General features: G+C 65.5%; 16 protein-coding genes. 9 read left to right on the top strand and 7 right to left on the bottom strand.

Features of this window, described 5'->3' with window-relative positions; genetic code table 11:
- Window positions 1-6 precede the first annotated feature (6 nt).
- Window positions 7-930 carry an AraC family transcriptional regulator gene (locus M2299_RS06170; RefSeq protein WP_229290524.1) on the top strand — a complete coding sequence of 308 codons (924 nt, stop codon included), beginning with the start codon at window positions 7-9 and terminating at the stop codon, window positions 928-930.
- A 3-nt stretch (window positions 931-933) separates the two neighbouring features.
- On the opposite strand, the gene M2299_RS06165 is transcribed toward M2299_RS06170, so the two are convergent.
- From M2299_RS06165 to M2299_RS06155, 3 genes are all read right to left on the bottom strand, one after another.
- Window positions 934-1,920, bottom strand: coding sequence for an NAD-dependent epimerase/dehydratase family protein (locus tag M2299_RS06165; RefSeq protein WP_280884058.1), 987 nt, complete (start codon window positions 1,918-1,920; stop codon window positions 934-936).
- 28 nt (window positions 1,921-1,948) lie between these two features.
- Complete coding sequence (locus M2299_RS06160; RefSeq protein ID WP_280884057.1) at window positions 1,949-2,497, bottom strand: TetR/AcrR family transcriptional regulator; 549 nt, start codon at window positions 2,495-2,497, stop codon at window positions 1,949-1,951.
- 72 nt (window positions 2,498-2,569) lie between these two features.
- The gene (locus tag M2299_RS06155) at window positions 2,570-2,842 is read right to left on the bottom strand and encodes a winged helix DNA-binding protein (protein WP_280884056.1); all 273 of its coding nucleotides are present in this window, start codon (window positions 2,840-2,842) and stop codon (window positions 2,570-2,572) included.
- 11 nt (window positions 2,843-2,853) lie between these two features.
- Here M2299_RS06155 and M2299_RS06150 point away from each other — a divergent pair, with 11 nt between their 5' ends.
- The gene (locus tag M2299_RS06150) at window positions 2,854-3,018 is read left to right on the top strand and encodes a hypothetical protein (protein ID WP_154231504.1); all 165 of its coding nucleotides are present in this window, start codon (window positions 2,854-2,856) and stop codon (window positions 3,016-3,018) included.
- 204 nt (window positions 3,019-3,222) lie between these two features.
- Window positions 3,223-4,419, top strand: coding sequence for an ATP-binding protein (locus M2299_RS06145; RefSeq protein ID WP_280884055.1), 1,197 nt, complete (start codon window positions 3,223-3,225; stop codon window positions 4,417-4,419).
- A gap of 39 nt (window positions 4,420-4,458) precedes the next feature.
- Here M2299_RS06145 and M2299_RS06140 read toward each other — a convergent pair whose 3' ends face one another.
- On the bottom strand, window positions 4,459-5,157 hold the full coding sequence (locus M2299_RS06140) for a hypothetical protein (protein ID WP_033832860.1): 699 nt from the start codon (window positions 5,155-5,157) through the stop codon (window positions 4,459-4,461).
- Window positions 5,158-5,312: 155 nt separating this feature from the next.
- The gene (locus M2299_RS06135) at window positions 5,313-5,582 is read right to left on the bottom strand and encodes a hypothetical protein (protein ID WP_025875897.1); all 270 of its coding nucleotides are present in this window, start codon (window positions 5,580-5,582) and stop codon (window positions 5,313-5,315) included.
- Window positions 5,583-6,107: 525 nt separating this feature from the next.
- Here M2299_RS06135 and M2299_RS06130 point away from each other — a divergent pair.
- From M2299_RS06130 to M2299_RS06105, 6 genes are all read left to right on the top strand, one after another.
- Window positions 6,108-6,680, top strand: coding sequence for an Ax21 family protein (locus M2299_RS06130; protein WP_025875896.1), 573 nt, complete (start codon window positions 6,108-6,110; stop codon window positions 6,678-6,680).
- Between the two features lie 115 nt (window positions 6,681-6,795).
- On the top strand, window positions 6,796-7,563 hold the full coding sequence (locus M2299_RS06125) for a helix-turn-helix domain-containing protein (protein WP_280884054.1): 768 nt from the start codon (window positions 6,796-6,798) through the stop codon (window positions 7,561-7,563).
- Between the two features lie 69 nt (window positions 7,564-7,632).
- The gene (locus tag M2299_RS06120; protein ID WP_025875894.1) at window positions 7,633-8,001 is read left to right on the top strand and encodes a VOC family protein; all 369 of its coding nucleotides are present in this window, start codon (window positions 7,633-7,635) and stop codon (window positions 7,999-8,001) included.
- 24 nt (window positions 8,002-8,025) lie between these two features.
- Window positions 8,026-8,352, top strand: a complete 327-nt coding sequence (locus M2299_RS06115) for a hypothetical protein (RefSeq protein WP_280884053.1) — start codon at window positions 8,026-8,028, stop codon at window positions 8,350-8,352.
- 180 nt (window positions 8,353-8,532) lie between these two features.
- The gene (locus M2299_RS06110) at window positions 8,533-9,507 is read left to right on the top strand and encodes a Dyp-type peroxidase (RefSeq protein WP_025875888.1); all 975 of its coding nucleotides are present in this window, start codon (window positions 8,533-8,535) and stop codon (window positions 9,505-9,507) included.
- Window positions 9,508-9,667: 160 nt separating this feature from the next.
- A complete protein-coding gene (locus M2299_RS06105) occupies window positions 9,668-10,084 on the top strand; it encodes a TonB C-terminal domain-containing protein (RefSeq protein WP_105164912.1) in 417 nt (138 codons plus the stop codon).
- Window positions 10,085-10,192: 108 nt separating this feature from the next.
- Here M2299_RS06105 and pnuC read toward each other — a convergent pair whose 3' ends face one another.
- Complete coding sequence (gene pnuC, locus M2299_RS06100; RefSeq protein WP_025875884.1) at window positions 10,193-10,777, bottom strand: nicotinamide riboside transporter PnuC; 585 nt, start codon at window positions 10,775-10,777, stop codon at window positions 10,193-10,195.
- Window positions 10,774-12,951, bottom strand: coding sequence for a TonB-dependent siderophore receptor (locus tag M2299_RS06095; RefSeq protein WP_280884052.1), 2,178 nt, complete (start codon window positions 12,949-12,951; stop codon window positions 10,774-10,776). Before M2299_RS06095 ends, pnuC begins: the two co-directional genes overlap by 4 nt.
- Window positions 12,952-12,976 lie beyond the last annotated feature (25 nt).

Here is a 12,976-nt window from a genome sequence, read left to right as displayed (position 1 = left end):
CGATCCTTGCCCGATTTCCCTGCTACCTGTGATCGCCAAGCCCCGCTGCGTGCATTAGCGCTGCAGGCGCAGGCGGTGCTGCGCGCACGCAGCCTGGACGCGGAGCCGCTGCTGGAACTTCTGCCCGGCGCTTGGCTGGCGCGTACAGGATCAACGCGCGCTCCGGCCCCGGCTCTGTACCGTCCCGCGGTGGCGGCGGTGCTACAGGGGGCCAAACAGGTATGGGTGGGCGATGCAGTGCTGGAATATCGCGCCGGCGATGCACTACTCACCCGTCAGCCCGTTCCCGCTCGCGGGATGGCCGCCCGGGGCAACCACCAGACGCATTTTCTGGGGCTGGTGGTGGAGTTGGACACCGTCTTGTTGCGACAGTTGCTGAGCCAGTTGGGCAACCCACCTACAGGCCAAGCGCCTCATCCTGCGCCATTCAGTGTGGTAGCGCTGGATTCACCCGTACTGAGCTGTCTGCTGCGTCTGCTGGAGCTGGCCCTCGACACGCCCGACGCCCAGCGGCTGCTGTGGCCTGCCCTACAGCGTGAGCTGCTGTTTCGTCTGTTGCAGGGTGAAGCAGGGCCAGCACTGCTGGCGATGGCCCAGCCATCTCCCTTGGCACGGCGGATGGCGGGCGCGATTCGTACCCTGCAACGCAGCTTCCGGCAACCGCTTGATGCGGCCGCGCTGGCCAGCCGTGCAGGCATGGGCAGCGCGCTGTTCTATCGGCATTTCCGTGCGGCAACGGGCCTGTCACCGCTGCAGTACCAGAAGCAGCTGCGCCTGATCGAGGCACGTCGCCTGCTGCAGCGGGGCGGCACCAGCATCTCCGCCACCGCGTTCGCCGTGGGCTACGAGAGCCCTTCTCAGTTCAGCCGCGAGTTCAGTCGGCTGTTCGGCCACGCACCGCGCGAGGCTCTCCCGCCGATCGCTCGATGAGTATCAGCCTTGCTCGGCCACTTGGCGCTGCAGCATCGCGATTCCGGCATCCAGCGTAACCGCCGGCCGATAGCGAAGCTCGCTGCGTGCACGGCTGTCATCCAGCGTGACCTCCACCGCTGAAGATGCGAACTCCTGGCGGGTCATTGGCGCACGCAGAGGCAGCCGCAGTCTGCGGAACAGGTCATCCAGTCCGATGAAAACACGCAGCAGCGCACGCGGCACCTGTTTTTCAGGCGGTTGTACGCCATAAGCCAGCAACTGAGCGCCAATCAGACGGCGGAACGGCACGGGCGCACCATCGCAGATGTGGTAGACACGGCCGCCCGCACCACGCGTCAAGGCGCAGCAGACCGCTTCAGCCAGGTTGTCCACGTGGGTGGACGAGGTGAGGTAGTGCCCGCCGTCGATCCAGGCGAAGCGGCCGCTGCGTACGGCCTGCAGCAAGTAGGGCATAGCGGTCGTGTTGTCGCGGCCCCAGACAAATCTTGGTCGCAGCACCTTCACTGCGAAATGCGGTGTGGACAGCGCGATCGCCACCCGTTCTGCTTCAGCCTTGCTCGCGCCGTAGATGCCTGCTGCGCGCGCCGGATACTGATGGTCCTCGCGCGCCTGTTGCAAAGGCGCACCGGTGGTCAGTGCCGATTCGCTGCTCAGCACGATCGCCACCGACACACCCGCAGTACGGGCGGCCGTCAGCACGTTGCGGGTGCCTTCCACGTTGGTCTGCCACTGGCTGGGTGAAGCATTTCGGTGGTCGGTGTCGGCGGCCGCGTGGATCAGCGCGGCGCAGCCCTCCATCGCCGCAGCGATGTCGTGGTCCAGCAGATCGCCGTGTACCGGCTGGGCGCCCAGCGCCTGTACCACCGCCGCCGCCTGGGGGCTGCGCACCAGCGCACGCACGTGGTGACCGTCTGCACACAGGCGGCGAATCAGATTGCGGCCCACGTAGCCGCTTCCTCCGGTCAGGAAGAGGGTGGAAGAACTCATCAGGGTTACCTCGGGGGAGAGAACGGGTTCAGCGCGGCGGCGTGTCGATCAACGCGCCAATGTCCTGCAGCAGCTGCTGCCGCTGCGCGGCCGGCCACTGCACGTAGTCCAGCGACTCCAGCAGCTTCATACCCTCCAGCGCGAGGTATGCCAGCAACGCGCTGCGTGGGTGCGTGGCCTGCTGCTGGATCTCGGCCAGGATCTGCGCCTGGTTGTGCTGGATGGGCGCGCGCAGCTGTGGATCCTGGGCCATGGCCGCGCACAGCGCCAAGGCCACCGGCTGGAATGCCTCGGGAAAGGGCTGGGCCGCTGCGGCAATACGACCGCGCAGCAGCGCATCCTGGTTGAACCCCTTGGCCGCCTCGCGGTTGAAGGCGTTGTCGCGGGCCACCGCACGTTCGACCACGGCCTGGATGAGACCGGCCTTGGACTGGAAGTCGTAGACCACCGAGGCCTTGCTGACCCCGGCTTCGGCGGCCACCGCATCCAACGTCAGGCGCGCCGCCCCCACCTGGGCGACAACGCGCTCGGCAGCATCAAGGAGCTGCTGCGGATCAATACTTTTGCGACGGCCCATCACCGGATTCCATATTTAACCATCCGGTCGATTATAAATATGGATGCGATGGTGTAAAGCCCTCTGGGCGGCCTACAGCGCGTCGTAGAGTGCGCCCAGCTGGCGCAGGATCTGCGTGGCCGCCGACAGCTTGGCCTCGGAGTACTGCGCCAGCGCCTGCTGCATCCACTGCTGGATGTTCGCTTCGCGCTGCCGGTGGCGCGCTCGACCGGCAGCCGTCAGCTTCACCCGCACCTTGCGCCGGTCGTCGGTTGCCTCCTGCTTGTCCACGTAGCCAGCACCTACAAGACCTTTCAGCAGCTGGGTCACGGCCGCAGTGGAGGTTTCGGTGCCCTCTGTCTTCAACCTGACGTGCGATGGAGCATCAGCAGGAAGAGCAAGCTCCGCGTGAGCGTGGGCAACTGCTGCAGCAGGCGATCATTTCGGGGAACGCCTACTTCGACGAGAGCGGCTCGACGGATATCGAGCGGCGCCGCAAGACGGCGCTGTTGTATCGGGCAACGCTGGAAATCAAGCTCTGAACGGTCATCGACGATCGGCGCGACCACGAGACCAAGGAGATGGCCTGACCTGCGCAATGTCTGCATTCGGACAGATCGGTCGTTCACCTCCCGCAGGGGGCCCGGGTGTCCGCCACGACCAAGCCTGAAAAGGCCGCAATCACCCTCGCATCAACCTACACAACGGTTCCATGGGATGATGCGGTGCCCACCGGACGAGCGACCATGCAGAAGCTGACGGACCCCAATCTGCTGGACGACATCGCCGAGATTGGTCGAATCCAGGCCGTGCCGCGAATCCTGGAGACCGTCGCCCACATCACGGGCTCACGATTCACGGCTATTGCCCGCGTGACCCAGACAACCTGGACCGCGTGCGCCACCTTCGACACCCTGGGGTTCGGGCTGGTTCCCGGTGGCCAACTGGTGCTTGAGACCACCATCTGTGACGAGATCAGGCAGTCGGCGACGTCAGTTGTATTTGCGCATGCAAGCGAGCACCCGATTTACTCCCGGCATCACACGCCACGGATCTACGGACTTGAGAGCTACGCGTCCGTTCCCATCCATCGGCCAGACGGCAGCTTCTTCGGCACGCTCTGCGCGATTGATTCGGCACCGGCCAACTTCGACGTAGCCCACGTCCAACGCTCCATGGAACTGCTGGCCGACCTGGTAGGAAGTTACCTCGACAAGGAAGATCGCCTTGTGCGAGCGGAAACGGCGCTCTCCGACGCGCATCGTGTCGCCGACCTGCGCGACCAGTTCATTGCCGTGCTGGGTCATGACCTGCGCAGTCCGCTGCAGGCCATCAGCATCGCCGCAGATTCGCTGGCATGTGAGGCGGGCACTGAGCGCCAGCAACGGATGCTCGCGCACATCACCTCCGGCGTTGCCAGAATGGACGGACTGATCAACGACGTGCTTGATTTCGCCAGGGGACGTCTGGGCGGCGGCATTCCCATGGCGCTGCAGCTGACAAGCACGCTGGAAGAAGACCTGAAACGGGTTGTGGAAGAGGTGGCAATCGCCACCGGCCGCCAGGACATCAAGGTCCACATACAGATAGACGACGACGTGGTCTGCGACCCGAGCAGATTGGCACAGCTCCTGGCCAACCTGCTCACCAATGCAGCGGTACACGGAGAGCGCTCGTCCCCGATTACGCTGACCGTCCACTCCGAGCCGGAAATGCTCACGCTCGACGTACACAACGAGGGGCACATTCCATCAGCGAGGTTGGACGCGATTTTCAGCCCATTCTCACGTGAAAAGAGTGAGCGTCCGCGGCCGGGTCTCGGCCTTGGCATCTACATTGCGTCGGAGATCGCGCGGTCCCATGGCGGCACGTTGGAGGTGGAGTCCAGTGCGGCCGCCGGCACCTTGTTCACGTTCAAGATGCCCAGGCTGGAGCTTCCGTAGCGGTCTGCCGCGACCACGTCCGCAGCCTTCAACCGGGTTTCATTTGCGGGCGTGTCGCGCGTCTTTTTCATCCACGTCCTTCGCAGCCGCGCGACTCTGCGCGAACTCCGGGAACGTATCTTCGATCGAGTCCTTGTCCGGCAGCACGTAGAACACGCCGCCTTTCTCGAACGTGGGATGCACGATCTGCTCGTAGAACCCGGGCGAGACATTGATGCAGCCGTGGGTGACACGGTTGTCGTCCGGCGTGGCCGATGCCAGTCGTTCGCTGCGCTTCTCTTTCGGGGTGCCCGGGGGAAGCGGGTGCATCGAGACGGCGGAATCGTAGTCCACCCACAGCACGCGTCCGGCGTCCTCGGATGGGCCATAGGCGCCAATGAAACGACCAGCCGGGGTGGTGCGGTCGTGGCCGGGAATCGCGCTCAATGCGAGCTTGGCGACGCCGGGTGCCGAGTGATCGCCGATGGCCGAACCAAACAGCGCTGGCGCTGCGCCGCGCAGCTTGCCGTCACCGCCGAAGACCAGGACCTGCGCAGCCGCCTTGTCCATGATCGCGAACGGATAGCCCTGGTTGTCCTTGCTGGCCACGACCCAGCCGGCCAGTTCAATCACCGTATCGGACACTTCCTGGCCCTGCGGAAGTTCATCGGCGGCGGTCGCCGTTTCCGTGGGTGCGTCCTTGGCTTCCTTGGCGTTCCTGGCGCTGGCTGCGCCGGTTCCTGCCAGTGCCAGCGCGATGGCCAGCGTGGCCGATACGGCCCGGCGTGCAGGGAGTGAGTACGTACGAATGGGACGGCTCCTTCGGATGACGACCGAGAGGCTGAAAGACACCAGTGGCCGGTGAAGGCCACTGGTGTCTGGTTCAAGCGTTCATCAAAGTGGGTGGAGAGCGGTTACCCGCGCGGCTTGCGGCCGGGGACCCTTTCGAGCTGCTGCACGCGGCCTTCGATCTGATCCAGACGCTGGTTGGCCTGCTGTGCAGACTGGTTGGCCGATTCGGCGCTCTGCGCCGCGCCCTGCACCTTCACGTCGAGCTGGTCGAGACGCGAGTTGATCGTTGCAAATTCGTCTTTGTAGGTGGCGCAAGCACCGAGGCTTACGGTAGCAACGATGGCTACGGTGACGGCACGTGCCGCGTTGATTTGCTGCTTGGTCAGGAACATTCCACTCCCTCCTTCGTCTGGGGAGTCTGGAATATAGCGGCGTTTGTTCCCGCCGCTGCGAAGTGCTTTCAGCTGCAGTTGGAAGACGTGGATGACCTGTGAAGGTCGCGCAATCAGCAATCCTTAACAAGCGGGAACAAGCGAGCTCTGCTGCATCGGTTGATGTCCTTGTGCCACTTCAATCTCTCCAATTCATCAGCCTGAAGCCGACTCATGTCGTTCCTCTCAATGGGCGCAGATGAGCGTGGCGCACAACATCGACGCGCGCACCGCGCTTCCGTGCGTGCAGTCCTCTCGTGCGATCCATGACCGAAGCAGCTTGGCAGGTCGGCGTGCATCCAGCGAGCTACTACACGGCGCATCGAGAGTTCCCTGAACAGGAACCTCATTCATGTACCGGTCAGTTCAATATTCAGGGCCGATTTCATCAACAAACGGATAATTCACACCTGTCGAACGCCTCTCCTCCCTCCCCTCCCGAGGGGCGTTCGACGAAACCAAAATAATGAAAGGTGTATCCCGATGATCAAGAATTCGCTGCTTGCCCTGGGTCTGTTGGCCGCACTGCCGTTCGCCGCATCGGCTGCCGATGGCCTGTCGTACAACTACGTTGAAGGCGGCTACGTGAACACCGATGCCAAGGGCGGCGACGCTGATGGCTGGGGCGTGAAGGGCTCGGTTGCCGTGCATCCGAACTTCCACATCTTCGGTGATTACAGCAAGCAGGAAACCGACACCTTCAAGAACGATGTCGACCAGTGGCGCATCGGTGCCGGCTACAACTACGGCATCGCACCGAACACCGACCTGGTGGCTCGTGTTGCATACCAGAAGTTCGACATGAAGCACGGCCTGGACTTCAACGGCTACTCCACTGAAGTGGGCGTGCGCACCGCGTTCAACCCGTACCTGGAAGGCTATGCGCTGGCCGGTTACGAGGATTACAGCAAGAAGCACGGCATCAACCCGGACGGCGAGTTCTACGGCCGTGTCGGCGCCACCGCCAAGTTCAACCAGAACTGGGGCCTGAGTGGCGAAGTGAAGCTGGCCAAGGCCGGCGACCGCGAGTGGTTCGTGGGCCCGCGCTTCAGCTGGTAACAAACGCCTGTCGTTAGTGCGTGTAACTGGCGTGTGATCTCTCTCCCACACGCCAGCGAAGCCCGGCCTCGTGCCGGGCTTCTCTTTTTCCGGCATCGCTTTGCCACAATGGGGCATGGGCGATCCCTCCACTCCCGCTGGCACCGGCTCGGCCTACCAGGAACACCTGGCGCCTGCGCCGCTGCGTGGCCAGTTCGGCCAGCTCTGGCAGAGCCAGTTGCCTGCTGATGCCAGTGGCAGCATCACCGTGCTGCCCGATGGATGCGTGGACATTCTCTGGCGTGATGGTGCGCTGTTCGTGGTGGGACCGGACCGTACCGCCGCACACCCGCAACTGGCCCCCGGTGCACAGGTGCTGGGCGCGCGGTTCCGGCCTGGGCAGGCATCGTCTGCGCTCGGCATCGACTTGTCCGGCATCGTCGGCCAAGCCGTGCCCCTGATCGAATTCAATACCCGCTGGGCGACTCAGGCTGCGGCCTGGATCGGTGACGCCGCGCCCGACCAGCGCCTGCAGCGCCTGGCTGACAGCCTGCAGCGGAACATGCCGGCGGCCGTGCTGGACGAGCACACACGCCGCGCGCATGCGCTGTTCGCGCACGCTGCCAGAGGCGATGCCAGCATCGACGCACTCGCCGCACATCTGGCGATGAGCCCGCGCACCCTGCGTCGCTTCAGCCAGACGCAGTTCGGTTACGGAGCAAAGTCGCTGGAGCGGATCCTGCGTCTGCAGCGGTTCCTGCGCTGCAGCCAGACCCAACCCGCGCACAGTCTGGCGATGCTGGCCGTGGAGGCGGGCTATGCCGACCAGGCCCACCTCAGCCGCGACGCCCGCGAGCTTGCCGGCCTGACGGCCAGTGCGCTGCGCCAGCAGTGGGGACGTTGATGGCCGTTTCGTTCAAGACCCGGGCCCGACCCTGACCGATGCTGGGCGCTCCAACCACGGAGCCGCACCATGAGCCACGCAGACACCACCGCTGCCGAACGCCGCATCGACAACATCGAATTCAACGTCGCCGATATCGCCCGCAGCAAGCAGTTCTATGGGCAGGTCTTCGGCTGGTCCTTCACCGACTACGGCCCGGCCTATACCGAGTTCGATGACGGCCGCCTCAAAGGTGGCTTTGTCGCCGACGAGGCAGTGACGCCCTCAGGAGGCGCGCTGGTCATCGTGTACTGCGTGGACCTTGCCGACGCGCAGCAGCGCATCCTCGCAGCGGGCGGCGAGATCGTGCAGGCCGTGTTTGCCTTTCCCGGCGGCCGTCGCTTTCATTTCCGCGATCTGGACGGCTACGTGCTGGCGGTATGGAGCGACGCCAGCTGATCCGTCTGCCTCTACAATCCGCCAATGGAAACGCACATCGATGCCTATGTGAGGCAGGCCGACGGCAACTGCATCAAGGTGATGCTGTTCAATGGCCGCTCGCGGGCCTCGCTGCAGGCGCTGGGCTTCACCGCTGGCGATGAAAACACCCTCACCCTGCCGGTCCCCGACGATGCAGCCAAGGCCGCCGTCTTCCTCCGCCTGCGTGATCTCGGCGTCGCCTTCTCGGCGGGCAGGGAGTGGTGCCCGGCGGACGTGTTCGAGCACTTGCGTGACCGTGACCTGCTTACAGGTCCCTACCTCCGGCTTGCGTGGCACACGCCGCAGCAGTTCACCGTGACCCAGGAATAGCCGCAGCACTCGATCACCGACAGCGGGCAGCAGGCACAGGTGCTTGCCGACGAGTGGCTGGCGCCCGTCGGCTGACCACCGCGAACTGAGAACCGCTCCGTCGCCGGCAAGGTCGTTCCGCTATGATCGCCCGCACATTGCCGCAGGCGATGTGCCCGCCTCAAGCCAGCAGGAACCATCGTGAACGCCCAGCCCGCACCCATCACCGCCCTCAACCACACGCTCGACAACGAGCCGCAGCAGATCACCGCGCCGCTGACCCATTCGGCCGCGTTCCTGGTGCTGACGGTGAAGGACGATGCGGCATCGCTGGCGAAAGTGCGCGAGGTGCTGGCCAGCACCGATGACCTGATCAAGAACACCGCCATCCGCGAGATCGAGCGCACCTTCACCTGCAACGTGGCCATCGGCCACCGCGTGTGGGCGCCGCTGGTGGGCAGTACGCCGCCGCGCGAGTTGAAGCCGTTCCAGGAAGTGAAGGGTGCGACCCACACGGCAGTCTCCACGCCGGGCGACCTGCTGTACCACGTCCGTGCACGCACGATGGACCTGATCGTGGCCTTCGAGCGCAACCTGATGATGGCCTTCGGCGATGCGGTGGACGCGGTGGATGACGTGGCCGGTTTCCGCTACTTCGACGGTCGCGACCTGCTTGATTTCGTCGACGGCACGGCCAACCCCGAGGGCCTGTCACTGCCGGAGGCGACCATCGTCGGCGACGAGGATCCCGACCATGCAGGTGGCAGCTACGTGGTGGTGCAGAAGTACCTGCACAACCTCGATGCCTGGCGTGCGCAGAAGACCGAGGCGCAGGAGGCGATCATCGGCCGCACCAAGCACGACAACATCGAGCTGGACGACGCGCCGGCCGACGCGCAGAAGTCGCACAAGACGCTGTGCACCATCGAGGATGCCGACGGCGAGCACGAGATCCTGCGCGACAACATGCCCTTCGCCAATCCGGGGCGCGGCGAGTACGGCACCTACTTCATCGGCTACACGCGCCGGCTGTGGGTGATCGAGAAGATGCTGGAGCGGATGTTCATCGGCAATCCCGCGCCGCTGCACGACCGCATCCTCGATTTCTCCACCGCGACCACCGGCGTCACCTTCTTTGCGCCCTCGCGCAAGGTGCTGGCCGACCTGGGCGACTGATCACGCCGGGTGGGGCAGCCAGGTAGATCCACGCCATGCGTGGATGGATCAACCGGTTGCCCGGAACAGCCACGCATGGCGTGGCTCTACTGCGCCGCCATCTGCCTGTCATCTGCGGCGCCGACCATGACGCGTTGGGATGGACGTGGAGACGTGGGTGATGGCTTCTGCAGGAAACAAGCGCACCTCGCGCCGTGGCTGGCGCCCGTTGGCATGGTTGCTGGGCCTGTTGGCGCTGGGGAGCGCCAGCGTGTCCGCACAGGACGCGCCTGCGCATTGGATGGCCTATGCCGCCTCCGTCAGCGGCGAGTTGCAGCAGCGTCTGCAGCAGGAGCAGGATCCGCACGCGCAGCGCCTGCTGGCCTGGCTGCAGGAGCATCCCGATGCGCCGGCGCCGTTGGTGGTGAGCGTGTGGGTCGCCGGCGATGGCGCCATCTCGAAACTGGAATTCGACAGCCTGGGTGATGCACAGGTCGATGCCGATCTGCGTGCGGCGCTGCAGGCCACGCCGTTGCCGGCGGCGCCGCCGAAGGACATGCGACAGCCACTGCGATTGGGGCTGACCCTTACCCAGTAGATCCACACCATGCGTGGATGCCGGGCATCGGTAGACGCCAACCTTGGTTGGCGCTCACCTGCCGACCAAGGTCGGCATCTACCAAACGCAGCCACGCATGGCGTGGCTCTACTGCGCAGGTACTGCCTGCGGCTCGCGCGCGGCGGCGCGCCACGCCCGCAGCCCGAACAATGCCAAGCCCAGGAAGAACACGTACAACGCAGCAGTCACGTGCAGCGATTTGAACAGATAGGCGCCCACGTAGACCACGTCCACCACGATCCACACCCACCAGCAGGCCGTGTGCCGGCGTGCCTGCCACCATTGCCCGACCAGGCTCAGTGCGGTCAGCATCGCGTCCAGCCACGGCAACGCTGCATCGGTGAAGGTGTGCATGCCGGCGCCAAGCGCCACGCCGCCACACAGGCCGATGGCCAGGTCGCGCAGCAGCTTGCCGCGCGCCAACGGCACGATGCGGATGCTGCCTTCATCGGCGGCGTGCTGGCGCCAGTTGATCCAGCCGTAGACCAGGAAGCCACCAAAGGCGACCTGCAGCAGCGTGTCCGAGTACAGCTTGGCTTCGGCGAACACCGCGCCGTACAGCGCGACCGACAGCAGGCCGACCGGCCACGCGGCCAGCCGTCGCTTTGCCATCAGCCACACCCCGAGGATGCTGAAGAGCGCGGCAGTCCACTCGAGCGCGACGCCGCTCACAGCGCGAACGTCACCGACAGGCGCGCCTGTCGCGGCGCACCCGGGAACAGGTAGTAGTCACCGCCGCTGCTGCCGGTGTCGCGCCAGTAGAAGCGGTTGAACAGGTTGTCCACCGACAGGTTCCAGCTGACCGCACGGTCGTGCAGGCGGTGCTGGAAGCGCAGGCCGGCGTCGAACACCGAGTAGTCCGGTGCGCGCACACCGCCGTCGGCGCGGGCCACGTTGGAGGAGGCATAGCGCCAGCCACCCGTCACATCCAGGCCTTCAACGAACGGCAGCGCGTAGGCCAGGTGCACGCTGGCGCGCACCTTGGGCACGTTCACCAGCTGATGGCCTTCATAGGCCGGGGTGCCGGTATCGCGTGCGCGCGCCTGCAGCACGCTGGCGCTGGCGACGATCTGCAGCGCGTCGGTCAGCTGGCCGTTGGCGGTCAGTTCCAGGCCGGTATGGGTCTGCTGACCCTCTTCGACGAAGGTGTAGCCGACATCGCTGCCGTCGGGCTTTGCGTACTGGTAGGGCTGGGAGGTGCGGAACACGGCCGCGCCCAGGGTGAGGGCGTCCACTGGCACGTACTTCACGCCCACTTCCAGCTGCCGCGACTGCATCGACGGCAGGAAGGTATCGGCGTTGGACGTCCAGAACGGTGCTTCCTGGCCCAGCGAAATGCCGCGCACATAGCTGGCGTAAGCGTTGAGCTGATCGGTGGCCTTCCACACCAGCGCGGTCTGCGGCAGGAAGCGCGACAGGCGGCTGTGGCGCTGCGGCGTGCCGCGCTTGTCGTAGGCGCGCTCGTCCAGGCGCACGAAGCGGCCGCCGGCCAGCCACTGCCAGTCATCGCCGAAGCTCATCCGGTCCAGCGCGAAGAACGCGGTCTGCCGGCTGTCCAGGCGCCGTGCCGATGCACCCGGCATCTTCGGCGAGGGCTCGAACACCGGCACCTGCACGTCGTGGATGTTGCTGGTGCCGACGTACTCGTTGACGCTCGGGCGCTTGTCGATGGTGCGGCGGAAGTAGTCGGCGCCGATGCTCAGCTGGTGGCCGACGCTGCCGGTCTCGAAACTGCCGCGCAGTTCGGCACGGGCTTGCTGGTTGCGGCGGGTGTCATCCGGGCTGCGGTAGTCGTAGATGTCGTAGTCGCCGTTGGGGGCGAAATAGTTGCCCGGCACGCTGCCGTCTGCGCACCCTGCGGTGTAGTAGCAGCCGTAGGCGAAGGCGACGTTGTCATCGATCACCGAGCGGCTGTGGCCGACCGAGATGCGCGACTGCCACGCATCGTTGAAGTCATAGGTGTGCAGCGCGGTGATGTTGGTGCTGGCAATGTCCACCGGCCGCTGCCACGGCTGGTAGCCGAGCAGGCGTTCGCGGTCGACGCCGCGCGGCAGGTCGCGCGCGCCCAGCAGCTGGAAGCCGGACACCGAGCGCTGCGCGCTGGTCTGGTAGTTGGCATCCACTTCCAGCTTGCCGTGTTCGCCGATCAGCCAGTCGGTGGCCAGCGAATAGAAGTTGCGCCGACCGTCGGCATGCTCGACGTAGGAATCACTGGCATCCCAGGCCGCGTTCAGACGCACGCCGAAGCGCGGGGTCAGCCAGTGGCCGACATCCACGGCGGCATAGCGCGAGCCTTCCGAATCGGTGCCCAGGGTGACCGTGCGCACTTCCGCCGGGCGCTTGCCCACGTAGTTGATGATGCCGCCGGGTGCCATCACGCCAGCCGCCAGGCCGGCTTCTCCCTTGAGGATCTGCACTTCCTGGATGTTCTCCAGCGCCAGGCGCTGCTCGCCGGCGATGGACATGCCGTTGAAGCGGTAGCCGGTGGCCGCATCCAGCGCGAAGCCGCGGATGGCGATGTTCTGGTAGTAGCCCACCGGCGCATAGGCATCGCCCAGCGAGGCATCATTGCTGGCCAGCTCGGACAGCGAACGCACCTGGCGGCGGTCGAGGTAGTCGCGCTCCAGCACGTTCACCGAGGCGGGGGTGTCCTTCCACGAGCCGCCGCCGAAGGCGTTGACGCGCGAGGTGTCGGCCTTCGGTTTGCCGGCCTGCACGCGCACCGCCGCCAGTTCGGTGGGCGAGGAGGGCGCATCAACGGCGTCGGTGCCTGCCTCGCTGGCGTACAGCGGCAGGGCGGCGCAGAGGGCGAGGGCGAGCAGGGTGGGGCGCAGGCAGCGGTTCATTCGATTCGTCTTCAGACAACAAGGG

This window comes from Stenotrophomonas sp. 1278 (assembly GCF_029892765.1).
GTDB lineage: Bacteria > Pseudomonadota > Gammaproteobacteria > Xanthomonadales > Xanthomonadaceae > Stenotrophomonas > Stenotrophomonas indicatrix.
This window is presented reverse-complemented; position numbering and strand designations above follow the sequence as displayed.